The sequence below is a fragment of the Micromonospora sp. NPDC049081 genome, from assembly GCF_040648835.1.
Classification (GTDB): Bacteria; Actinomycetota; Actinomycetes; order Mycobacteriales; family Micromonosporaceae; genus Micromonospora; species Micromonospora antibiotica.
The window spans coordinates 82399-104942 of the sequence record NZ_JBEZEK010000018.1; the positions used below are offsets into that span (position 1 = coordinate 82399).

The window sequence follows — 22544 nt, forward strand, 5'->3', positions numbered from 1 at the left end:
GTTTCACCTCGTTGGTCGTCGGGCAGCGGGAATCAGGAGCCGAGCTTGGCGACCGTCGCGGCGGTGTCGGTCTTGCCGCTGGCCACGTCGGCGACGAAGGCGTCCATCTTCTGGGTCTGCTCCGGGGTCGGCTTGCAGATCTTGACGGCCGGGTACGGGTCCTTGCCCAGCTCCCACTTCTTGGTGGTGCCGAGGGTCATCTCACCCTTGGCGAACAGCTCCAGCGCGGCGGCGAAGTACGCACCCGGGTCGAAGATGACCGAGATGTCGAAGCGCGGGTCGGTCGAGTCGCACCGATCGGTGCCGGGGGTCAGGGTGAGCGCGCCGCCGGTGTTGGCCAGCTTGGCGGCGGCGTCGGTGGCCCCGCCCAGGTACGGGTAGACGACCTTGACGCCCTGGCTGATCTGCGCCTGGACGGCCTCCCGGGCCTTCGCCGAGTCGTTGAAGTCACCGGTGTAGGTGGTCACCAGGGTCGCGTTCGGCACCACCATCCGGATGCCCGCCTTGTACGCCTTGGCGGCGTTGACCGAGAAGTCGGCCTCCATGCCGGTGACGAAGCCGGCCTTGGTGGCGTTCTTGGCCTGCATGACCAGGCCGGTGGCGTACCCGGCGGCGAGCATGCTCTGGTTGGGGTCGTCGCTGGACAGCGTCACCCGCGGCGTCTGCGGGATGTTCTCCGACGACGGCACGTACCAGGAGGTCTTGGCGCAGACCGGCTCCTCGGAGGCCGGGATGGCGTCCTTGAGCTCGGAGGCCCCGAGCGCCACCATATCCACGCCCTGCTGACACAGCGCGCGGGCGGCGCTGAGCGCCTCGGTCGGCGGCACGTTGCCGCGCTTGATGACCTGCCAGCCCTTCTCGGTGGCGAACTTCTCGGCACCGATCACGAAGCTCTCGTAGTAGCCGTTGTCGTTGATGTCACCGGGGCTGAGCACGCCGATGACGACCTTGCCGTCACCGTTGGCGTCGGGCTGCCCGGCGGGGGCCGTACCGCTGCTGGCCGACCCTCCCGCCGACGGCGCGGTCGCGTCGTTGCTCGCGCAACCGACCAGGGCGAATCCCAGCGCCCCGGCGAGCAGCGCCGCCGGACCCCGACCAATCCTCATTGTCATGGTGCTTTCCCTTCACGTGGGGTCGGCGCACGGCCCGGCACGGACCGGCGCGCGGAGAACTCGGTCGCTGGCACGCTGGGCCAGCGAGGGGGGATGTCGATGCCGACCCGGCGCAGCAGGGCGGCCCGACGCTGGGCGGCCTCCTCGCGCAGGGCGTCGACGTCGACGGTGGTGATCCGCCGGTCGCGGACCACCAGCCGGCCGTCGACCAGAACGTCCCGGACGGTGTGCCCGGCCGCACCCCAGACGAGCTGGGTGGGCAGGTCACCGCGCGGGGTCCAGGGGATGGTCCGGGTGTCGAGCAGCACCAGGTCGGCGGCCTTGCCGACCTCGATGGAGCCGGTCTGCGTCCCCAGCCCGACGGCGGCGGCGCCGTCGACGGTGGCCAGGGCGAAGACCTCGTCGGCGCGCAGCGGGTCGGGAACGCCCCGGTCCCGCTCCAGGCCGGCGAAGAGTCGGGCGGCCCGCCACAGGTCCGGGGTGTCCCCGGCGTTGTGCGAGTCGCAGCCCAGCGCGAGCCGGCCGCCGGCCCGGTGCAGCGCGGTGTGCCGGCCGGCCCGGGTGAAACCCTGGCCGAGCCGCAGGTAGGCCCCCGGGCAGGAGGCGACGGCGGTGCCGGTCTCGACGAGCGCGTCGACCTCGGCGTCGTCGAGCCACACCGCGTGGCCGAGCAGCAGCCGGGGGCCCAGCACGCCGAGGTCGGCCAGGTGCCGCACCGGCCGGGCCCGGCCGGCGGCAGCGTAGGCGGCGGCGTCCTCGGGGCCGGGCGACAGGTGCCAGGTCATGCCCACGTCGAGCCGGTCGGCCAGCTCCGCCGCGCCGGTGAACAGCGCGTCGCTGACCAGGTCGTGTCCGACCAGTGTGATCCAGCCGGTGACCAGCGGGTCGCCGGCCAGGGCGGCGACGGTGTCGGCCTGCACGGCGAGGGTGTCGCCGGCCGGCCGGGCATAGGGCACGTCGGGGGCGTCCCAGCCCCAGCCGCCGACCCGGGCCCGGATGCCGGCGGTACGCAGCCCGGCGGCGACCCGCAGCGGGTGCGCCACCGTGCCGGGCTCCAGCAGGGTGGTGACCCCGTAGCTGAGCGACTCGACGGCGGTGAGGGTGGCCGACAACTCGTCGTCGTCGCCGGTGACCGCGCTGTGCAGCGGCACGATCCAGTCGAAGATCGCCTGCTGGGCCGGGACGTCGTCGGGGATGCTGCTGCGCACCAGCGGGTCGGCGGTGGTGTGCTGGTGGGCGTTGACCAGGCCGGGGACGACCACACAGCCGGTGGCGTCGAGTTCGGGACTGCCCGGGTACGCCGCCCGCAGCGTCGCCGCCGGGCCGATCGCGGCGATCCGGCCGTCGACCACGGCGATCGTGCCACCGGGCACGACCGCCCGGTCGGCCGCCATGGTGACGATCTCGGCGTCGACGATCAGCAGGTCGGCCGGGCGGAGGTCGGCGGTGCCCGCCGTCGGGGTGGTGGTCATGGCCGGACGAGGATCTTGCCGATGAGGTCGCCGGACTCCTGCCGGGCGTACGCCTCGGTCAGTTCGTCGAGCGGGTATTCCGCGCCCCGGACCACCCGCAGGCCACCGGTGAAGTAGGCGTCGAGCATGTCGGCGAAGTCCGCCGGGCTGTACGCCCCGGCCCCGAGCAGCCGCAGCCCGCGCCGGTAGACGTCGGAGAGGGAGAAGCTGACCTGGTCGCCTGTGGTGTTGCCGAGCAGCACGATCCGCCCGCCGGTGCGCAGGCTGGCCAGCGAGGTGGCCCAGGTGGCGGTGCCGACGTGATCGACGGCCAGGTCGACGCCGTGACCGTCGGTGTGCTCGAGCACCCGCTCCACGGTGTGCTCGTCGAGGTCGAGCACGTCCGCGCCGAGGTCCGCGGCGACGGCCCGCTTGGCCTCGGTACGCGCCACGGCGAGCACCCGGGCGCCGGCCCGGCGGGCGAGTTGGATGGCGGCGATGCTGACCGCGCTCGTGGCGGCCTGCACCAGCACCCACTCCCCGGCGCGGACCTCACCGACGCGGTGCACGGCGTGCCAGCCGAGGCTCCACGCGGTGGGCAGCGCGGCGGCGTCGGCGAGGTCGACGTGGGCGGGCACCCGGTGCACGACGGTGGCCGGGACGGTGACGTACTCGGCGAAGCCGCCGGGGCGGTTGCCACCGACCACGGCCAGTGTCGGGCAGTAGCCCGGTTGGCCGTTCTTGCAGGTGGCGCAGGCTCCGCAGCCGATGGTCGGGTCGATCAGCACCCGGTCGCCGGGGCGTACCGTGGTGACCTGCGGTCCGACGGCGTCGACCTGCCCGGCTACGTCCATGCCGCCGACGTGGGGCAGGGCGAAGCCGGGGAGCAGGGCGGTGCGCCGCTGGAGCAGGTCGAGGCGGTTGAGGGCGGCGGTGTGCACCCGGACGACCACGTCGCCCGCGCCCGGCTCGGGGTCGGGCAGGTGCCGCAGGCTCAGCACCTCGGGACCCCCGAAACCGGTCTGGACCATCGCCCGCATCGCAACCTCCCCCATGGTCTACCAGTCAATATGGCGTCTTGCATTGTGATTCTCGTTGCTTGGAGACGTACTCTGCCTGCGGCGCGGCGGCGTGTCAACGGCTTGCCGCAAAAGAGGCGGAACGGTTAACGAAGCAGGTCGTCCAGGCCGTTCACAGGCCACCCACCAGGGGATCAACCGGCCTCGGACGCGGCCAGCAACTCCCGCGCGGCCAACGCCGTACGCAGCACCGCGACCGTCTGCGGATCGAGCGGGTCGACCCCCAACAGCCGCTTGATCAGACCGACCCGGTAACCCACCGAGTTGCGGTGCAGGTGCAACCGTTCGCTGACCGCCTGCCGGCTGCCCCCGGTCGCCAACCAGCAGTCCAGGGTGCGCAGCAGGTCGTCGCGGTGCGCGATCGGCCCCAGGTGCCGGTGCACGAACCAGCGCAACCGCTCGTCCGGCACGGCCAACAGCACCTGCGCCAGCCCCGCCTGCCCGAACGGCAGCTCGACGCACTCGTCCGGGGCGCGCAGCAGCAGCCGCAGCAGCCGGTCCGCGTCCCGGAACGAGGCCGCCGTCCGGGCCGGCCCGGTCACCAGCGCACCGGCCACCACCCGCACCTGCCCGGCCCCCACGATCTGGTCCAACCGGACCCGCAGCCGGGTCACCTCGCGCTCCACGTCACCGTGCAGCAGGGTCCAGGCCCGCCGCCCCTCGGCCAGCACCGGCCGGTCCAGCCAGCTCAGCGCCGACGCCCAGCGGCGCTGCTGCGCCCCGGTGTAGGCGATCCCGGCGACAGCGTGCGGCTGGTCCAACCGCCAGCCGTGCGCCGCACCCGCCCGCAGCAGCTCGGCCTCCCCGGGCCGCAGTGGCCCGGCCCCGCCGGCAGGGGGCGGCCCGGTCTCACCCGCCTGCGGCAAGCCGGCCCCGCCCGCCCGGAGCAGCCCGGCAACGCCCCCGGCGGGTCCGGCTGGCGACCCGGTGGGGTCGCCGAGACCGTCACGCAGGGCCCGCAGCACCGTCGCGGCATCCCGGACGGCAGGCGGCGGCGACTCGTGCCGGACCGCCTCGATCAACAGTGCGGTGGTCGCGGCCCCCGCCAGCGCCAGTTGCCCGGCCGCGACCGGCTCGGCCAGCAGCAGCGCGCCGAGCCGGCGGGACCCCGCACCCACCGCCACCGCCCGACCGGTCCACCCGTCGACGCAGCGGACCAGGGTCGGCACCCCCGTTCCGGCCCGGCCGGTGACCAGGGCGCGGCGCACGTCGTCCGGCGCGGCGGCACAACGGGGGCCGTCCGCGCCGTCGCTGGCGGCGAGCAGCTCCCCCGATTCGGCCACCAGCCGGCAGGCCACGCCGGTCCGCTCCGCCACCGCGGCCAGCAGCTCCGGCCAGCCGGCGCCACCGAACGCGAGTTCGGCGAGCCACTGGGCGAACGCGGCCGGCGACGGCGCGGCGGCGACGGCCAACCGGGGGCGGGCCGCCGCCAGCTCACCCGATCGGCTCACGCCGACGGTCGGTCGAGCAGCCGGACCGCGACGGCCTTCTCCTGGGTGTACTCGCGCAGCGCCGCGTAGCCGCCGCCCCGGCTGAAGCCGCTCTCCTTCTGCATGTTGAACGGGAAGCCGATCACCCCGGCGTCGTGGAACTGGTTGACCGCGACCTGCCCGGAGCGGACCAGCCCGGCCACCCGCAGCGCCCGGGACACGTCACTGGTCCAGATGCAGGCCAGCAGGCCGAATTCGGTGCCGTTCATCAGCGCCACCGCCTCGTCGACGCCCCGGAAGCCCTGCACCGCCAGCACCGGGCCGAAGACCTCCTCGCGGACCAGCCGCATGTCCGAGTCGACCTGGTCGAAGACGGTGGGGGCGACGTACCAGCCGTCGTCGAACGCGGCGGTGGCCGGCTCGCCGCCGACGACCAGCCGGGCCCCGGCGGCCGGGGCCTCGGCCAGGAAACCCCGGACCCGCTCGTACTGGGCCTGGCTGACCAGCGGGCCCATGTCCAGGTCCTGGTCCCAGGGGCCGGTCCGGACGGCCTTCATGCCGGCGGCGACCCGCTCGACCACCTCGGCCCGGATCGACTCCTCGACCAGCAGCCGGGAGCCGGCGTAGCAGTTCTGCCCGGCGTTCTCGGTGATCGAGGCGATGATCGCCGGGATCGCCACGTCCAGGTCGGCGTCGGCGAAGACCACGTTCGGGGACTTGCCGCCCAGCTCCAGCTTGACCGGCACCAGGTGCTGCGCGGCGGCCCGCATGACGGCCCGGCCGGTCACCGTCGAGCCGACGAAGCTGATGTGGTCGATGTCGGGGTGCCCGGTGAGCGCGACCCCGGCCTCGGGGCCGAGCCCGGTGACCACGTTGAGCACGCCCGGCGGCAGCCCGGCCCGACGGCCCAGCTCGGCCAGCGCGAACGGCGACAGCGGCGCGACCTCGGACGGCTTCAGCACCACCGTGTTGCCGGCGGCGAGCGCGGGGGCCACGTTGGCGGCGGTGAGCACGGCCGGCACGTTCCACGGGATGATCACCGCGCAAACGCCGTACGGCTCCGGCCGGGTGTAGCCGAAGTAGTCGGGCGTACGGGTGGGCAGGGTGACGCCGGTGAGCTTGTCCGCGGCCCCGGCGAAGTAGTCGACGATGCCCTGGGTGATGTACATGTTGAGCCGCCCGCCGGAGCGGGGTTTGCCCACGTCACGCGACTCGTACGCGGCGAGTTCCTCGACGTGCTCGCCGATCAGCGCGGCCCAGCGCGAGAGGATCGCGCCGCGCTCGCTGGGCGAGGTGGCCGCCCAGCCGGGGGCGGCCCGCCGGGCGGCGGCGACGGCGTGGTCGACGTCGACCGCGCGGGCGCGGGCCACCGACTGGATGGTCTCCCGGGTGGCGGGATCGAGCACCGGTAGCTCACCGCCGTCGGCGGCGGCGGTCCAGTCGCCGTCGATGAGCTGGCGGGCGGTGGGAATGTCCAGGTCAGCCATGTGCGAATCCTTGACCCTCTACGTTTCGCATGTCAAGATGCAATCTCGCTTTGTGAGTCACTAGGGAGGGCGCGTGCGGATCACAGCGGCGGTGCTGGAGAACGCCGGAGGGCCGTTCACCCTCCAGCAGATCGACCTCGCCGACCCCGGGCCGGACGAGGTGCTGGTCCGGGTGCACAGCGTGGGGATCTGCGCCACCGACCTGGAGTTCGCCAACTTCTTCCCCACCCCGGCGGTGCTCGGCCACGAGGGCAGCGGAGTGGTCGAGCAGGTCGGCGCGCGGGTCACCGGCGTCTCGCCGGGTGACCACGTCGCGATGAGCTTCACCTCCTGCGGCGACTGCCCGCTGTGCCGGGGCGGAAACCCCGCCTACTGCCGCCAGTTCGACGCGGTCAACTTCACCGGCCGGCGACCCGACGGCAGCTCGGCACTCTCCCGCAACGGGCAACCGGTCAACGGCCACTTCCTGGGCCAGTCGTCGTTCGCCACCCACGTCGTCGCCCCGGCCCGCGCGGTGGTGCCGATCAGCAAGGAGATCGACCTGGGCGTGGTCGGCCCGTTCGGCTGCGGTTTCGGCACCGGGGCCGGCGCGGTGCTCAACGTGCTGCGCCCGGAGGTCGGCTCCTCGCTCGTCGTCTTCGGCGCGGGCGCCGTCGGCGTCGCGGCGATCCTGGCCGCCCGGGTGGCCGGTTGCGCGGTCGTCGCGGCGGTCGACGTCAACGCCGGCAAGCTCGACACGGCCCGACTGCTCGGCGCGACCCACGGGGTGAACTCCACCGACGGCGACCCCCGCGAGCTGCTGACCGCGATCGCCCCGCACGGCTTCGACGTCGCGATCGACACCACCGGCCGGGAGGACGTGCTGCGGCTGGCCGTCGAGTCGCTCGGCCCGCTCGGCCGCTGCGGCGTGGTCGGGATCGGCCCGAGCGAGCAGATGAGCTTCGAGTGGCGCAGCGTGCTCAACGGCCGCAGCATCACCGGCATCATCGGCGGCAGCAGCCTCCCGCAGGTGTTCCTGCCCAAGCTGCTGGACCTGCACGCCGCCGGCAACTTCCCGGTGGACCGCCTGATCACCCGGTTCCCCTTCACGCAGATCAACGAGGCGGTGGCGGCGCTGCGGTCCGGCGAGGTCGGCAAGGCCGTACTGACCCTCTGACCGGTCGACATCGACGGTTCTGCATCTTATCGTGAAACGTTGTCTCGCTATGTGAGCGACATTACCCTTGGCGTCAGACCCACACCCAGTGGCGCGGCTGGGCAACACCGCGCAGCGTCCCGCACCTGTGGAGCACGTCCCGATGACCGAACAGCAGCGCACCGCCCCGGCCGCCGCGCAGACCGCGACCGCAGACCGGCCCGTCGCGCCCTTCGACCACCACTCGGCCGAGTGCAACACCGACCCGGTGGGCTACTACCGGGAGTTCCGGCAGACCTGCCCGGTGGGCCGGACCGACGCGCACGGCGGCTTCGTCTACACCACCCGGTACGCCGACGTGGTCCGGATCGCCCGCGACGACGACACCTTCTCCTCCGCCCGCGCCACCGCCGGGGGTGACGGCACCGCCATCGTCATCCCCCGGGGCCCCGGCCTGGAGCAGTACCCGATCGAGCTGGACCCGCCCGCCGCGACCGGCTACCGCGACCTGATCAACCCGCTGCTCACCCAGGACGCGGTCGCCGAGCTGGCCCCGATGGTCGCCCGGCACACCACCCGCGTGGTGGACGCCTTCATCGCCGAGGGGTCGGTGGACTTCGTCCGCGACCTGACCAACCCGCTGCCGGCCGCCGTCACCCTCGACTGGCTGGGCTTCCCCGAATCCGACTGGGCCAAGCTCGCCGGCCCGATCCACGACATCTTCGCCGCGCTGCCCGGCAGCGAACGCGCCGTACGCGGGGCCGCCGGCCTGGCCTACCTCGACCAGCGCATCCGCGAGCTGATCGTCGAGCGGCGGGCCGTGCCGACCGGCGACGCGGTGAGCTACCTGGCCGCCCAGCGCCGCCCCGACGGGGAGCTGTTCGCCGCCGACGAGCTGGTCTCGGTCATCGGGCTGCTGATCGCGGGTGGGGTGGACACCACCACCTCGCTGACCGGCTCCACCCTGGTGCACCTGAGCCGGCACCCCGACGACCGGCAACGCCTGATCGAGTCCCCCGACCTGCTGCTCACCGCCACCGACGAGTTCCTGCGGGTGTTCGCCCCGTCCCAGTCGATGGCCCGTACCGTCCGCACCGACACCGAGGTCGGCGGCTGCCCGGTCGCCGCCGGTGAGCGGGTGCTGATCCCCTGGGTCGCGGCGAACCACGACCCAGTCGTCTTCCCCGAGCCCGAGCAGCTCCGGTTGGACCGCGACGCCGCCCGGCACCTGAGCTTCGGCATCGGCAGCCACCGCTGCGCCGGTGCCCACCTGGCCCGGCTGATGTTCCGCGAGATGATCACGCAGGTACTCACCCGGCTGCCCGACTTCCGGGTGGTGGAGGAGGGCCTCGTCGCCTACCCCACCCGGGGCAACCAGAGCGGTTGGGACGCGATCCCGGCCGTCTTCACCCCGGGTCCCCGCCGCGACGCCGACGCGGCGGGGACCCGGCCCACCGCCAGCCTGACCGGCGACCGGGAACTGGTCATGGCGGCCACCGCCACCGCCACCGACGAGGTGCTGGAGGTACGCCTGGCCGACCCGACCGGCGCGGAACTGCCGCCCTGGGCGCCGGGCGCGCACCTGGAGGTGCGGCTGCCGTCCGGGCGGGTCCGGCAGTACTCGCTGTGCGGCGACCCGGCCGACACCCGGCACTACCGGATCGCCGCCCTGCGCGAGCCCGCCGGCCGGGGCGGTTCGGTGGAGCTGCACACGCTGGCCCGAGCGGGCGTCGCCCTCTCGGTACGCGGCCCACGCAACCACTTCCCGCTCGTCGACGCCCCCGCATACCTCTTCCTCGCCGGGGGCATCGGGATCACCCCGATCCTGGCGATGGCCCGCGAGGCCGACCGCCGGGGCGTGCCGTTCCACCTGGTGTACGGCGGGCGTACCCGCGCCTCGATGGCCTTCGTCGACGAGGTGACGGCGCTGGCCGGGGACCGGGTGACCCTGCTGCCACAGGACGAGGCCGGCCTGCCCGACCTACGGGCGCTGCTCGACGCCACCGGGCCGGACACCGCCGTCTACTGCTGCGGACCGACCGGCATGATCGACGCGGTGGAGCGGGTCTGCGCCGAGACGGACCGGTCGGGGCAGTTGCACGTCGAGCGGTTCACCGCCGGTGACGACCTCGAGGTCGCCTTCGACCCGGCGGCGAACACCGAGTTCGAGGTGCACCTGGCGCGGACCGGGGCGACCCTGCGGGTGCCGAGGGACCGCCGGATGATCGACGTGCTGCGCGAGGTCGTGCCGGGCCTGACCTACGACTGCGAGAAGGGCTACTGCGGCGCGTGTGAGACCCGGGTGCTCGCCGGTACGCCGGAGCACCGCGACTCGCTGCTCACCGACGAGGAGCGCGCGGCCGGCCGGAGCCTGATGATCTGCGTCGGGCGGTGCCACTCGGAGCGGTTGGTGCTGGACCTGTAGGTCCTGCCTGGACGGCCGGCCCGGTCCCGGGGTCGGCCGTCCAGGCGTCCACCTCCGGGCTGGACGGCCCGGCCGCACCAGTGGCGCGGCCGGAGCCTCTGATGCGTGGGGGCCGGCGGTTCGTGCGGCCCGGTCGGGGCCGGTGGTCGTCAGGCCGCTTTCGCCAGGGCGGCGAGGATCAGGTCGAGGCCGAAGGTGAACTGGCCGCCGAAGTCGTAGCCGGGCTGCCGGACGTGCTGGGTGGCGAACTCCACCAGGTGCGGGTAGTCGCCCGCCGCGAAACCCGCCATGATCGCATCGGCGACCTCGGTGGCGGAGCCGCCGCCGTCGAACGGCAGTGACGCCTCCTGCAACACGAAACCGAAGACGTACGCGTCGATGACCGCGTAGGCGTGGGCCGTCATCGGCAGTGAGAAGCCCCCGCCCCGCAGCACGCCCAGCATCCTGTCGTGGTGGCGCAGGGTGGCCGGGCCGGGGCTGGTCCGGGTCTCGATCAGGGTCAGCGCCCAGGGGTGCCGGGCGAGGACCGTCCGGGCCGACAGGCAACGCCGGCGCACCTCGGCCCGCCAGTCGCCGCCCGGCGCGGGCAGGTCGATCTCGGCGAAGACCCCGTCGACGAGCGCGTCGAGCAGCTCGTCCTTGTTGCGGATGTAGTGGTAGAGCGACATCGGTTTGGCGTGCAGCGCGGCGGCGAGCGAGCGCATGGTCAGCGCGCCGAGACCGTCCGCGTCGGCGATGGCGACGGCGGCCCGCAGCACCCGCTCCCGGCTGAGCTGCCGCACCGGTTCGCCCACCTGTCGCTCCCCTGACACCCGGTTGACCGCCTGCACCGCCCACCGTACCGTACTAAGTAAGTCGTACTTAGTACGAAGGGCCCTGGAGGCGACGATGTCCCTGCGTGTGGCCGGTCGGTGGGCCGGCGCGTTCTTCCTGGCGGCGTTCGTCGCCTACGGCGCCGGCAGCGCGCTCGCCGGGCACCCGGCCGGGGTGGTGCTGGTGCTGGCCAACTCCGCGCTGGTGGCGGCGATCGGTGCGCTGGCCTTCCGGGCGCTGCGCCGGGTGCAGCCGGGCGCCGCCTGGGTCTACCTGGTGACCCGGGGCGCGGAGGCGTTCCTGCTCGCCGCCGGCATCGTGCTGCGGGACCGGTTCGGCGACGGGGCCGGCGACCTCGCCTACCAGCTGGCCATGCTGGCGCTGGGGCTGGGCAGCGTGCCGTTCTGCCTGACCCTGGCCCGGTGGCACTGGCTGCCCCGCTGGCTCGCACTCTGGGGAACCCTCGGCTACGCGCTGCTGGCGGTCGGCGCGGCAGCCGAGCTGGCCGGCGTGGCGGTCGGGGTCGCGCTGGCCGTCCCGGGCGGGTTGTTCGAGGTCGTCTTCGGCCTGCGGCTGCTCACCCGGGGCTTCACGTCGCCCGGCCCCGCCCCTGGACCACGCACGTCCACCAGCGCCAGCGGTGCAGACGCCCCGGCCACCACCGGCGGTGCAGCTGCGCCGAACAACACCGGCGGTGCAGCCGTGCCGAACACCACCGGCGGAGCGGACGGGGTGGGAGCGGGCGGCTCCCGCGCCCGCCGGGCGGCACTGGCCGCCGGGCTCGGCCTGTTGCTGATGGCGGTGCTCGCCGGGTGGGCCAACTTCGGCGTCGTACAGCCGCTGGTCGACACCGACGCGGCCGCAACCGCCACCCGACTGCCGGCCCGGCAGGGGGCGCTCACCCTGGCCGTGGTCGCCCTGTACACGGTGGCCTGCCTCGACGTGCTGGTCGGCTGGGCGCTACGGGCGTTCTTCAGCCGCACCCGGCCCACCGTCGCACTGCTGTCGGCCTGGTGCCGCACCGGGTACGCGGTCGTCCTCGCCGTGGCACTCACCCACCTGATCGCCGTCACCGGCCTGCTGCGCGACGGCGCGGGAGCCGACCGGCTCGCCGCCGACGGGCCTCCGCGACTCACCGACTTCCAGCAGGTCTGGGACCTGGGCCTGCTGCTGTTCGGCGTCCACCTGCTGCTGGTCGGATGGCTGGCCTGGCGGTCGGACACCGTGCCGACCTGGTTGGCGGCGCTGGTGGCGGTCGCCGGTGCGGGCTACCTCGCCGACTCGGTCGGGTCGCTGCTGTCGGCCGACCAGCCGGTGCAGGTCTCCGGGGTCACCTTCGTCGGCGAGGTCGTCCTGATGGGCTGGCTACTCACCTACGCCGCCCGCCACCGCTCCCCCGGTGCCACCCCACCCGACGATGCACCGGATGCCGACCGCACGGGGACGGCCCGCCGCGCCACGACACTGGGGCGCTGCGGGCCGTCCTGACGAGGGGCCGGTGGGTCAGTTGCCCCACTCGAAGTTGGGCTCGACCGCCTCGGCGATGTGGAACCGGCCGCCCGGCGCGATCTCGCTGCCGCGCTCGGTCACCACGTGCTTGCCGAAGCCGCCCACCAGCGGCCGACCGACGTCGCGCTTGAGCCACAGCCGCAGCAGGTGCCGGCGGCGCTCCGGCTCCGGGAAGTCGACGTAACCGGTACGCGAGTGCAGGGCGGCGTAGTTCAGCAGCCACTGCACGTCACCGGGCTGGAAGTCCATGTCCAGGGCCAGGCCGGGAGCCTGGGAGACCTCGTCGTAGAGGTGCAGCAGCTCGATCTGCGCCTCGGTGAGGCGGGGCACCTCGGGGTAGTCCTGCGCCGAGAAGATCATCGAGGTGCCGGCGTAGGTGCTGAAGATGCCGTCGACGTAGCTGCAGATCGGCGAGGTGTAGGTGTGGGCCGGGGCGTCCGGGTCCTGCCGGTGCCAGTCCCAGTGCCACGGCTCGAACAGCAGCGGCGCGAGGTCGGGCCGGCGGCGCAGGATCTCGTTGTAGATGGTGGTGCCGCTGACCAGGCTGCTCGCCCCGCCGGCCTTGGCCGCCCGCAGGCACATCAGCGCGACCACGTCGGAGCTGTCGGAGTGGAACGGCAGCCGGTCGCGGACCCGCGACGGCAGGGCCGACGGGTCGTCGAGGGTCTTGTTGGAGGTGGCGATGACGTGGTCGAGCACGTCGCCCATCTGGTTCTGCCCCATCGGCACGCCGAGGTGCAGCCCCATCACGTAGAAGATCGCCCCGGCGAGGGTGTCGCCGTACTCCTCCGTGCGCAGGCCCCGGACCAGGATGAAGCCGCGTCCGCTGTCGAGCTGGCGGGCGCACTCCTCGTTGAGCCCGGCACAGGCCGGCAGCGGGTAGTCGGCGGCGGTCACCGTACGCAGGTCGGGGTTGTCGGCGACGAACCGGCGGCCGACGGTCTCCAGCTCGGCGCGCTCGGCGTCACTGAGCTGGTAGACCCATTCGGTCGAGGTACGCAGCTCGTCACCGCGCCAGGCGGACGGGCCGGAGATGGGGGCGAGATCGATTGCGGTGGTCATGATGGTGCGCTCCGAGGGTCGGTTCTGCGGAAAACGGGTCAATGTCCCGGGGCGGCGGTGCCGCCCACCGGGATGATCAACGACGTGGGCGATCGCCGTGTCCCGGTCGGGAGACGGCGTGCCTGTCCATCAGAACGGGGTCTGCGGGTCCCCGGCGGCGGTCCCGGGGCGCATGCCCTCCCGCGGCGGGTGTACCCGCAACGGCTCCTCGTAGCCGCGCACCAGCAATCCAGAGCCTTGCGGAACTCGGATCATGGCGTTCTCCTGCGGCTGGCGATGATCGGTCCAGGCTAACCAACACCCACCGCAACGTCAACAGAGACACCATCTCGCAATACGATCTATTCTCGTCCCCGGACGGCCCGTCGCGCCGTACCGCCCCGGGCGACCAGCGGCTCGGCCAGCAGGACGACCAGCGCCACCGCAGCCACCAGGCCGCCCGCCAACGCCGTGCCCTGCACCCCGGACCGGGACAGCACCACCGCGCCGAGCAGGGACCCGCCGGCGATGCCGACGTTGAAGGCGGCGGAGTTGCCGGCCGCCGCCAGGTCGGCGCCGCCCGGGGCCACCTCCAGCACCCGGTTCTGCAGGGCGGGGGTCAACGCGCCCATGGCGAACCCGGACACGGCCAGCAGCACCCCGGTGGCCACCGGCGACCCGGCCAGCAGGAACATCCCGAGCAGGGCCACCACCAGCAGCAGCACCGGGGTCACCATCGCCACCCGCTGGTGGCGGTCGCTCGCGATCCCCCCGGCGGCGATGCCGGCGAAGTCCGCGAGGCCCCGGATCAGCAGCAGCAGGCCGAGAGCGCCCGGGGCGAACCCGGAGACGTCGGTCAGGAACACGGCGGTGAAGGTGAACGCCGTGAACAGGCCCCCCACCGACAGCGCGGTGGCCACCACGACGACCGCGTACCGGCGGGCGTCCGGGGTGGTTCCGGTCGACGCGTGCGTCGCCCCGACCGCAACCGGCGGCATCAGTGTCACGATCGCCACGAACCCGGCCAGCGCCACGGCGGCCAGGGCCAGGAACGCCGACCGCCAACCCCAATGCTGACCCAGCCAGGTGCCCGCCGGCACGCCGAGCATCGGCCCGAGCGACGCCCCGGCGAACACGACGGAGGTGACCCGGCCGCGTACCCGGGCGGGGAACATGCCGGCGGCGGCGGGCGCGACCACCGCCCAGAACAGCGCCTGGGTGAGCGCGACGACCACCCGGGTCCCGAGCAGCACCTGGTAGTCGCGGGCGGCGGCCGACACCAGCGTGGCCACCACCAGCACGCCCAGCAGGACACCCAGCAGCCGGCGACGCGGCACCCGCCGGGTGACGTGGGTCAGCGGCACCGAGACGACCGCGACCGTGACCGCGTAGCCGGTGACGAGCAGCCCCGCGTGCGACACGGACACGTCCAGGTCGGTGGCGACCAGGGGCAGGATGCCCACCGGCAACGTCTCCATGGCGACGTAGCAGAACGCCGAGACGGACAACGCGACCAGCGCCGCCACCGCCCGGGGCGCGGCGGTCACCCCAGGGGTACGACAGTCGGTCATCGCCCGGCCCCCGTCCCTGCGCCCCCCACGAATGCGGTCACCCCGAGAGCAGTCAAGGGTATCAATGAAAAGGGTCCCGTCCCGGGTCGACGGCACCGCCGTCAGCCCCGGGTTCCGGGCGGGCGCACCGGTGATCAGCCGGGCGGACGGGTGTTGAGGCGGGCGGCCTGACGGATCAGGTGGTCGCGTTCGGCGAGGTGGGCGGCCCGGTCGGCGGCCTCGGCGTACCACCGGGCCGCCGTCGCCCGGTCACCGGCCCGTTCGTGCAGGTACGCCGTCACCGCCGCGTGGCGGGGCACCGACGGGTCCACCGCCGCCAGGGCCGCCAGCCCCGCCCACGCCCCGTCGGCCTCCCCGACGGCCACCGCCCGGTTGAGCCGCACCACCGGGCTGTCGGTCAGCCGCGCGAGTTCGTCGTACCACTCGACGATCTGCACCCAGTCGGTCTCCCCGGCGGTGCGCGCGTCGGCGTGCAGCGCGGCGATGGCGGCCTGGGCCTGGAACTCGCCCAACCGGTCCCGGGCCAGCGCCGCCTGCAGGATGCGTACCCCCTCGGCGATCAGGGCGGTGTCCCACCGGCTGCGGTCCTGCGCCGCGAGTGGGACCAGGCTGCCCTCCGGCGTGGTCCGGGCCGCGCGACGGGCGTGGTGCAGCAGCATCAGGGCGAGCAGCCCGGCCACCTCGGGGTGGTCGACCATCGCCGCGAGCTGCCGGGTGAGCCGGACCGACTCGGCGGCGAGGTCGACGTCGCCGGAGTAGCCCTCGTTGAACACCAGGTAGAGCACCCGCAGCACGGTGGCGACGTCGCCCGGCCGGTCGAGGCGTACGCCGGACACGGTGCGCTTGGCCCGGCTGATCCGCTGCGCCATGGTCGCCTCCGGCACCAGGTACGCCCGGGCGATCTGCCGGGTGGTCAGCCCGCCGACGGCACGCAGGGTCAACGCGACCGCCGAGGACGGGGTCAGCGACGGGTGGGCGCACAGGAAATAGAGCTGGAGCGTGTCGTCCACCCCCGACGCGGGGCCGGGGGCCGGTTCCTCGACGACGAGGTCCTCACGCCGACGCCGGGCGGCATCCGCCCGGCCCGCGTCGAGGAACCGGTGCCAGGCCACGGTGACCAGCCAGCCCAACGGGTCCCGGGGCGGGTCGGCCGGCCAGCCGTGTACCGCCTGGACCAGGGCGTCCTGCACGGCGTCCTCGGCCGCCGCGAAGTCGGCCCCGCGCCGGACCAGCACCCCGAGCACCTGCGGGGTGAGCCGGCGCAGCAGGTCACCGTCCACCGGTCAGTCGGTGATGGTCGGCGGCTCGGTCAGGAACGGGCGCAGCTCCAGCCACTCGTGGATCGGTCGCCCGCCCGCCCCCGGGGCGGCCGACAACTCCCCGGCCAGCTCGACGGCATGCTCGTAGCTGTCCACGTCGATCACCATCCAGCCGGCGATGAGATCCTTCGTCTCGGCGAAGGGCCCGTCGGTCACCGGAGGACGCCCCGGCCCGTCGTACCGGACGAACGTCCCCTCGGGGGCGAGCGCCTGCCCGTCGACGAACTCCCCGCTGCCCTCCAGCCGGGCCGCGAAGTCGTTCATGTACCGCACGTGGGCCGTGATCTCCTCGGGCGTCCACTGGTCCATCGGGACGTCGTTGACCGCGGCGGGGGCGCCTCGGTAGTGCTTGAGCAGCAGGTACTTCGCCATCGGGTGTCTCCTCGGTGCCGGTGCGACCACCATTCTGGCCGCATTCACCCCGGGGACGACGCTGGTCCCCCGTTCTCGACATCCCGGCCGGGATTTTTTCCCGGCAGCGGACCGGCGCGGCGACGGCCGTACCGCCCCGCTCACCGCTCCACGAGCTGCCGTACCCGCAGACGTCGGATTCCCGAGACCCGCTCCGTGGGGGCGGACGGTCGGGTGGCGGGCAGACGGACGGTGAAGACCGCCCCCCGGTGCGGCCGGCCCTCGGCCTCGATCGTGCCCCGGTGGCTCGTGACGACCTCCTGGAGCAGGGCCAACCCCAGCCCGAACCGGTGCTCCCCGGCACCCCCGCCACGGTGGAACCGGTCGAAGATGCGCCGCGCGTCGGCCTGGTCGAAGCCGTCCCCGCTGTCCGCGACCACGAACTCGGCGTAGTCGCCGCCACTGCGCAGCGACACGTCGATCCGGCCACCGGGGGGTGTGTGGGCGAGCGCGTTCGCGAGCAGCTCCCCGGCCACCCGGCGCAGCGCCGACTCGACCCCCGGCACCGGCAACGCCTCGCCGGGCAGGTCCGCCGCGACAGTGACCTGGCGTTCGGCGGCCCGGTCCGCCTCGGCGGCGACGGCCGCCCCGACCAGCGCGGTCAGATCCACCGGCGGGTACGCCCGGCGGTCGGCGGGAGCGGCGGCGAGCTGGGCCGAGAGCAGCAGGTCGTCCACGATCTCGCCGAGCCGGCGGGTGCCACCGATCAGCCGGTCGAGATCCTCCAGGCTCGCCGCGCTGCCACCGGTATGGGCCCGCCGCGCCATCAGCTGGGCGCGGATGTGCACCTGGGCGATCGGGGTACGCAGCTCGTGGCTGGCGTCGGCGATGAACCGCCGTTGCCGGGTCAGCGCCTCCGCCAGTGGCGCGACGGCCCGTCGACCGACGAGCGCACCGGTCAGCACGGCGACGAGCAGCCCGACCGCCGCGGCGAGGCTGAACGCCAGCAGCAGGTGCCGACGGTCGGACAGCTGGAACCGCGCGTCGAACACCGCCTGCACGACCAGCCCGTCGTTGCGGGACTCGGTGCGGACGTGGTAGGTCGTGCCGTTGCGGGTGACGGTGGTGACCTCGGTGACACCGGTCGCGGCCACCGACGTCAGCGCACCGGTCAGCGGAAAGCCCGGCGGCGGCGGGTTGAGACCGGTGTCGGTGATCAGGCCGTTGTAGCGGAAGATCCAGCTGCACGCGGGCGGACCCGGAATGGTGGCGTGGTTGGTGCCCCACGCCAACTCCCGGTGGATCTGGGCCTCCTGGCTGCGCACCAGCACGGCGTACGAGAGGCCGCCGGCCAACAGCAGCAGGGCACCGATGGCCAGCCCGACCAGCAGGCCGATGCGCAACCGGGCGCGGCGCACCATCGCCTGCTCCACCAGCTCCATCAGAGCGCTCCGAGCCGGTAGCCCAGCCCGTGCACGGTGCGGACCACCGTCCGGCCGAGCTTGCGGCGCAGGTAGTAGACGTAGGTGTCCACCATGGACGCCGCCGCGGTCTCGTCGAAGACCCGGCGGCGCAGCTCCGCCCGGGAGTGCACGAGGTTGGGCCGGGCCGCCAGCACCCGCAGCAGCTCGAACTCCCGGGCGGACAGCGCCACCCGGGTGCCGTCGGCCAGCACGGCGTCGCGGGACGTCAGATCGAGCAGCCCGGCCCCGACACGCAGCACGGTGGTGGCCTCGGACGTCCGCCGGCACAACGCCCGGATCCGTGCGCTCAGCTCGTCCAGGTCGAAGGGTTTCATCAGGTAGTCGTCGGCACCCGCGTCCAGCCCGGCGATCCGGTCGCCCACCGTGCCCAGCGCGGTGAGCATCAGCGCGCGGGCCGGGACCTTCCGCGAACGCAGCCGGACGACCAGGTCGAGTCCGTCGAGCGCCGGCAGCATCCGGTCGATCACCATCACGTCGTAGGTGCGGGTCAGTCCGAGATGCAGACCCCGTTGGCCGTCCGAGGCGTGGTCGACGAGGAACCCGTCACCGACCAGTGACTCGGTGAGCAGGCCGGCCAGTTCCTCGTCGTCCTCGACCAACAGCAGACGGTTCGATCCTCCCCCGGGCATGCGTCCACAATCGCACAGAGTAAGGCTAAATAGTGACAGCTATCTTTTTATCATTTCACCACCGCGAGGGTCTGGGGTCGGACAGGGGTTTGCCTACGGGCCTCCCGGTGCTCGATCCAACTCAGCAACGGAGTCGTCATCATCGTGGTGACCAGCGCCACCACCACCAGCACGGTGAACAACGAGGCGTTCACGATGCCCGCCTCCAGGCCGACGTTGAGCGCGATGAGCTGCATCAGACCCCGGGCGTTCATCAACGCGCCCACCCGCAACGCGACACCCTGCGACTCGCCCCGCACCCGGGCCGCCGCCCAGCAGGCACCGAACTTGCCGACGATCGCCGCCGTCACGCAGGCCGCCGCGAAGAGCAGCACCGGCGCGCTGCCCAGCAACCCGAACTCCGTACGCAGCCCCGAATAGGTGAAGAACAGCGGCAGGAAGACCGTCGCGGCGACCGGGGTGAGGGTGTCCACCACCCGGTCGGTGTTGGCGGTGTGCGGCATCACCACCCCCACCGCGAACGCGCCGAAGACCGCGTACAGCCCGATCTCGTCGGTGTACCAGGCGACCAGGAAGAGCAGGGCCACCGTGCCGAGCACCCGGGCACCGTCGTTGAGGCGGGGGCTGGTCATCAACGCAGCGGTCACCCGACGCCCGACCAACCACAGCACCAGCCCGAACAGCACCGCGCCACCGGCGGTGACGACCGCCGGCCCGGCCCGGCCGGAGGCGAACGCCAGCACCACCGCCAGCATGATCCAGGCGACCATGTCGTCGAGCGCACCACTGGCCAGCGACAACGTGCCGTGCCGGGTGCCGGCGTGCCCGCGTTCGGTGATGATCCGGGCCAACATGGGGAATGCGGTGATGGCCAACGCCACCCCGACGAACGCGGCCGACACCCCGATCGACGTCCCGTCGGCCCGCATCGGCACGGCGTCCGCGGTGACCAGGACCAGCCCCACCCCCAGGACGAGCGGCGCGGTCACCCCGGCCAACGACACCAGCCCGGCGGTGCCGGCCAGACCGGTGACCCGGTGGGCGCCGAACGCGTACCCGGCCTGGAACATGAACAGCACCAGACCGACCTGGCCCACCACGTAGAGCACCGGCAGCAGCGCCGTCGGGAACAGGGCGTCCTTCACCTCCGGCAGGACGAACCCGAGCAGCGACGGGCCGAGCAGCACCCCGGCGAGCATCTCGCTGACCACGGCGGGCTGACCCACCCGGCCGAGCAGCCAGGCCACCGCCTTGCAGAAGATGAGGATCACCGCGACCGCGATGAAGAACCGTGGAGCCAACTGGGTGGGGGTCACCGGACCGCCTCCTCGAAGTAGTTGGTGCACAACCGTTGTCGTCGGGCGTCGACGACCATCCAGGCGCCGAACACCAGTTGCCGGACGCTGCGTCCCACGTCGGCCCAGCGGTCCCGCCACCGCATCGCGGCCAGCCGCAGCCGCCCCGGGCCGGGGACACCGGCCGGGATCAGGTACGCCGGGCCCCGGCTGGGCAGCGACCGGCTGTGCGCGGCCGACGACGCCAGGGCGTACCGGCGCAGCACCTCACGGGTCGCGGCCCGCATCATCACCGGCGCGACCCCGCGCGCCGGGCAGGCCCGGTTGGCGGTGACCCCGTAGGGGATGAAGCGGGCATCCCGGCGGGTCAGCGTCCGCCACCGGTCCGGGTCGAACCGCTCGTCGCCGGCCGGCCCGCTGCGCTGGAACGCCAGGTAGTTGAAGAGCAGCACCGACCCGGCGGGCAGGGTCACCCCGGCGGGCAGCGCGATCGGCGCGGAGGTGATCCGGTGGGCGACCCCGAAGAGCGGATGCAGCCGCAGGGTCTCGTCGATCACCCGGTCCAGGGCGTCGTCGTCGTCGAGGCCCCGCTGGAGATCCGGATGGTTGGCCAGCGCCAGCAGCACGTGCGACATCGCCTCGGACATCTGCACCACCGCCGTGGTGCCGAACGCGCCGTGCAGGTACCAGGCCGTCTCCTCGGCGGTGAACGGCGGCGGCAACGTCACCGGGCAGGTGCCCGCCTCGACCCGCCCGCGCAGGTACCGGGTCAACGGGGCACGCCGGTCCAGGTGCCGCAGGCCGGTGCACTTCAGCGCGGCGGCCACGTCGGCGGCGTTGGCGACGAACAACGCCCGGACCTCCCTCGGGCACACCTCCCCGAAGATCAGCTCGTGGTAGACCTCCGCCCACACCGGCATCATCAGGTCCCGCAGCCGCACGTGGACCCGCCCCGCCGGCAACTCGTCGAGCACCCGCCGGGTGGCGGCGGTCGCGAGGGCGTCGGCACGCTGCGGGCGCAGGGCGAGCACCCGCCGGGTCACCCCGGCCACCGCCCGGTAACGCTCCCCCGGCTCCAGGTGCTCCTGGTGCATGTGCGGGCCGGGTGACAGCCAGTACCAGAACAGGTCGGACAGACCGGCGCCCCGGCTGCGCCCGTCCGCCGCCGGATCGGCGTACAGCCGCTCGAAATCCTCCACACCCACCAGCGGACCCGGCACCGGGATACCCTCCCCGCCGTTGACCCGGGCGAAGACCCACTGCCGCAGCCGCACCACCGCCGAGGGCAGCCACCGGGGCAGCGTCCAACCCACCCCGAGCACGACCACCGCGCCCCACACCACCGGCCCGCTCACGCCGACGCTCCCGTGGTGACGAGATCGGCGCTGAGATCGCCGGGTCGGGCGACGCCGACCAGGGCCAACGCCCGGTCCAGGTCGGCGCGCAGCAGGTCGAGCACGTGCCGTACCCCGGCCGCGCCGGCCACCGCCAGCCCCCACAGCACCGGACGGCCGACCAGCACCGCCGTCGCCCCGAGCGCCAACGCGACAAGCACGTCCGTGCCGCGTCGCAGGCCCCCGTCGACCAGGACCGGCAACCGGCCGTCGACCGCCGCCACGACGGCCGGCAACGCGTCCAGGGTGGCCGTCACCCCGTCGAGTTGCCGGCCGCCGTGGTTGGAGACCAACACCCCGTCCACCCCGTGCTCGACGGCCAGCCGGGCGTCCTCGGGGTGCAACACCCCCTTGAGCAGGATCGGCACGGTGGTGAGCCGGCGCAGCACGGCGACCAGCTCCCAGCCCACCCGGGCGTTCATCTCGATGTCCCGGACCCGGCCGTTCGCGTCACGCATGTTCTCGCAGACCATGCCGGAGGGCAGGTCCACGAAACCGTGCCGCAGGTCGCGCTCGCGCCGACCGAACACGGGCGAGTCGACCGTGACGACCAGGGCCCGGCAGCCGGCGGCCACCGCCCGCCGTACCACGGTGGTGGTGAACTCCAGGTCGGTGTGCGGGTAGAGCTGGAACCACAGCGGCCCGCCGGCCGCCGCGATCTGCTCGACCGGCCGGGTGGCCGCCATGCTGACCACCATGACCGTGCCGGCCTCGGCGGCGGCGCGGGCGGTCGCCACCTCCCCCTCGGGGTGGGCCAGCCGGTGGAACGCGGTCGGTGCGACCAGCACCGGCATCGACAGCGCACTACCGAACAGCGAGATCCGCAGGTCGCGCTCACCGGCACCGCGCAGCACCCGGGGCCGCAGCCAACGCCGGCCGAACGCCGCCTCGTTGGCCCGCAGGGTCCGCTCGTCGCCGGCCCCGCCCGCGAAGAAATCCCAGTGCACCGGGTCGAGCCGACGCCGGGCGGCGGCGGCCACGTCGGCCAGGTTCAACCCCACCTCGTCGGCGGCCGGCAC

19 protein-coding genes are annotated in these 22544 nt (G+C 73.8%); 3 read left to right on the forward strand and 16 right to left on the reverse strand.

Features of this window, described 5'->3' with window-relative positions:
* Window positions 1–32 precede the first annotated feature (32 nt).
* The 5 genes from AB0B63_RS23490 to AB0B63_RS23510 all read right to left on the reverse strand — a co-directional run bounded on the left by AB0B63_RS23490 (window position 33) and on the right by AB0B63_RS23510 (window position 6559).
* Entirely contained in the window at window positions 33–1112 is a 1080-nt protein-coding gene (locus tag AB0B63_RS23490; protein ID WP_244253319.1) for a BMP family ABC transporter substrate-binding protein, read from the reverse strand.
* The gene (locus AB0B63_RS23495) at window positions 1109–2584 is read right to left on the reverse strand and encodes an amidohydrolase family protein (protein ID WP_357022179.1); all 1476 of its coding nucleotides are present in this window, start codon (window positions 2582–2584) and stop codon (window positions 1109–1111) included. Before AB0B63_RS23495 ends, AB0B63_RS23490 begins: the two co-directional genes overlap by 4 nt.
* Window positions 2581–3603, reverse strand: coding sequence for a zinc-binding dehydrogenase (locus AB0B63_RS23500; RefSeq protein ID WP_208570021.1), 1023 nt, complete (start codon window positions 3601–3603; stop codon window positions 2581–2583). Before AB0B63_RS23500 ends, AB0B63_RS23495 begins: the two co-directional genes overlap by 4 nt.
* A 173-nt stretch (window positions 3604–3776) precedes the next feature.
* Window positions 3777–5093 carry a helix-turn-helix domain-containing protein gene (locus AB0B63_RS23505; RefSeq protein WP_357022182.1) on the reverse strand — a complete coding sequence of 439 codons (1317 nt, stop codon included), beginning with the start codon at window positions 5091–5093 and terminating at the stop codon, window positions 3777–3779.
* Complete coding sequence (locus AB0B63_RS23510; protein ID WP_357022185.1) at window positions 5090–6559, reverse strand: aldehyde dehydrogenase family protein; 1470 nt, start codon at window positions 6557–6559, stop codon at window positions 5090–5092. Before AB0B63_RS23510 ends, AB0B63_RS23505 begins: the two co-directional genes overlap by 4 nt.
* A 73-nt stretch (window positions 6560–6632) precedes the next feature.
* On the opposite strand from AB0B63_RS23510, the gene AB0B63_RS23515 reads away from it, so the two are divergent.
* Both AB0B63_RS23515 and AB0B63_RS23520 read left to right on the forward strand, forming a co-directional pair.
* Entirely contained in the window at window positions 6633–7715 is a 1083-nt protein-coding gene (locus AB0B63_RS23515; RefSeq protein ID WP_357022188.1) for an NAD(P)-dependent alcohol dehydrogenase, read from the forward strand.
* A gap of 142 nt (window positions 7716–7857) precedes the next feature.
* On the forward strand, window positions 7858–10119 hold the full coding sequence (locus tag AB0B63_RS23520; protein ID WP_357022190.1) for a cytochrome P450: 2262 nt from the start codon (window positions 7858–7860) through the stop codon (window positions 10117–10119).
* A gap of 149 nt (window positions 10120–10268) precedes the next feature.
* Here AB0B63_RS23520 and AB0B63_RS23525 read toward each other — a convergent pair whose 3' ends face one another.
* Window positions 10269–10913 carry a TetR/AcrR family transcriptional regulator gene (locus AB0B63_RS23525; protein WP_357022194.1) on the reverse strand — a complete coding sequence of 215 codons (645 nt, stop codon included), beginning with the start codon at window positions 10911–10913 and terminating at the stop codon, window positions 10269–10271.
* 94 nt (window positions 10914–11007) lie between these two features.
* On the opposite strand from AB0B63_RS23525, the gene AB0B63_RS23530 reads away from it, so the two are divergent.
* Window positions 11008–12420, forward strand: a complete 1413-nt coding sequence (locus tag AB0B63_RS23530) for a DUF4386 domain-containing protein (RefSeq protein ID WP_357022197.1) — start codon at window positions 11008–11010, stop codon at window positions 12418–12420.
* A gap of 15 nt (window positions 12421–12435) precedes the next feature.
* On the opposite strand, the gene AB0B63_RS23535 is transcribed toward AB0B63_RS23530, so the two are convergent.
* The 10 genes from AB0B63_RS23535 to AB0B63_RS23580 form a co-directional block, all read right to left on the reverse strand.
* Window positions 12436–13503 carry a TauD/TfdA family dioxygenase gene (locus AB0B63_RS23535; RefSeq protein WP_208570028.1) on the reverse strand — a complete coding sequence of 356 codons (1068 nt, stop codon included), beginning with the start codon at window positions 13501–13503 and terminating at the stop codon, window positions 12436–12438.
* A 129-nt stretch (window positions 13504–13632) separates the two neighbouring features.
* The gene (locus tag AB0B63_RS23540; RefSeq protein ID WP_255554102.1) at window positions 13633–13758 is read right to left on the reverse strand and encodes a hypothetical protein; all 126 of its coding nucleotides are present in this window, start codon (window positions 13756–13758) and stop codon (window positions 13633–13635) included.
* An 86-nt stretch (window positions 13759–13844) separates the two neighbouring features.
* Window positions 13845–15053 carry an MFS transporter gene (locus tag AB0B63_RS23545; protein WP_357022201.1) on the reverse strand — a complete coding sequence of 403 codons (1209 nt, stop codon included), beginning with the start codon at window positions 15051–15053 and terminating at the stop codon, window positions 13845–13847.
* Between the two features lie 134 nt (window positions 15054–15187).
* A complete protein-coding gene (locus tag AB0B63_RS23550) occupies window positions 15188–16333 on the reverse strand; it encodes a DUF6596 domain-containing protein (RefSeq protein ID WP_357022204.1) in 1146 nt (381 codons plus the stop codon).
* A 3-nt stretch (window positions 16334–16336) separates the two neighbouring features.
* Window positions 16337–16744, reverse strand: coding sequence for a YciI family protein (locus AB0B63_RS23555; RefSeq protein WP_357022207.1), 408 nt, complete (start codon window positions 16742–16744; stop codon window positions 16337–16339).
* Between the two features lie 140 nt (window positions 16745–16884).
* On the reverse strand, window positions 16885–18165 hold the full coding sequence (locus tag AB0B63_RS23560; protein WP_357022210.1) for a HAMP domain-containing sensor histidine kinase: 1281 nt from the start codon (window positions 18163–18165) through the stop codon (window positions 16885–16887).
* Window positions 18165–18806, reverse strand: coding sequence for a response regulator transcription factor (locus AB0B63_RS23565; RefSeq protein WP_244253320.1), 642 nt, complete (start codon window positions 18804–18806; stop codon window positions 18165–18167). The genes AB0B63_RS23560 and AB0B63_RS23565 overlap by 1 nt, the downstream gene beginning before the upstream one ends.
* Before the next feature lie 80 nt (window positions 18807–18886).
* On the reverse strand, window positions 18887–20152 hold the full coding sequence (locus tag AB0B63_RS23570; protein ID WP_357022213.1) for a cation:proton antiporter: 1266 nt from the start codon (window positions 20150–20152) through the stop codon (window positions 18887–18889).
* Window positions 20149–21486, reverse strand: coding sequence for a cytochrome P450 (locus AB0B63_RS23575; RefSeq protein WP_357022216.1), 1338 nt, complete (start codon window positions 21484–21486; stop codon window positions 20149–20151). Before AB0B63_RS23575 ends, AB0B63_RS23570 begins: the two co-directional genes overlap by 4 nt.
* Window positions 21483–22544: an alpha-hydroxy acid oxidase gene (locus AB0B63_RS23580; protein WP_307799774.1), complete on the reverse strand. Its 1062-nt coding sequence runs from the start codon at window positions 22542–22544 to the stop codon at window positions 21483–21485. The genes AB0B63_RS23575 and AB0B63_RS23580 overlap by 4 nt, the downstream gene beginning before the upstream one ends.

Excerpts from the sequence above, each read along its gene's own strand:
- AB0B63_RS23545 (WP_357022201.1), bottom strand. The coding sequence starts at position 15,053 with ATGACCGACTGTCGTACCCCTGGGGTGACCGCCGCGCCCCGGGCGGTG.
- AB0B63_RS23560 (WP_357022210.1), bottom strand. The coding sequence starts at position 18,165 with ATGGAGCTGGTGGAGCAGGCGATGGTGCGCCGCGCCCGGTTGCGCATC.
- AB0B63_RS23555 (WP_357022207.1), bottom strand. The coding sequence starts at position 16,744 with ATGGCGAAGTACCTGCTGCTCAAGCACTACCGAGGCGCCCCCGCCGCG.
- AB0B63_RS23495 (WP_357022179.1), bottom strand. The coding sequence starts at position 2,584 with ATGACCACCACCCCGACGGCGGGCACCGCCGACCTCCGCCCGGCCGAC.
- AB0B63_RS23540 (WP_255554102.1), bottom strand. The coding sequence starts at position 13,758 with ATGATCCGAGTTCCGCAAGGCTCTGGATTGCTGGTGCGCGGCTACGAG.
- AB0B63_RS23490 (WP_244253319.1), bottom strand. The coding sequence starts at position 1,112 with ATGACAATGAGGATTGGTCGGGGTCCGGCGGCGCTGCTCGCCGGGGCG.
- AB0B63_RS23510 (WP_357022185.1), bottom strand. The coding sequence starts at position 6,559 with ATGGCTGACCTGGACATTCCCACCGCCCGCCAGCTCATCGACGGCGAC.
- AB0B63_RS23530 (WP_357022197.1), top strand. The coding sequence starts at position 11,008 with ATGTCCCTGCGTGTGGCCGGTCGGTGGGCCGGCGCGTTCTTCCTGGCG.
- AB0B63_RS23500 (WP_208570021.1), bottom strand. The coding sequence starts at position 3,603 with ATGCGGGCGATGGTCCAGACCGGTTTCGGGGGTCCCGAGGTGCTGAGC.
- AB0B63_RS23520 (WP_357022190.1), top strand. The coding sequence starts at position 7,858 with ATGACCGAACAGCAGCGCACCGCCCCGGCCGCCGCGCAGACCGCGACC.
- AB0B63_RS23535 (WP_208570028.1), bottom strand. The coding sequence starts at position 13,503 with ATGACCACCGCAATCGATCTCGCCCCCATCTCCGGCCCGTCCGCCTGG.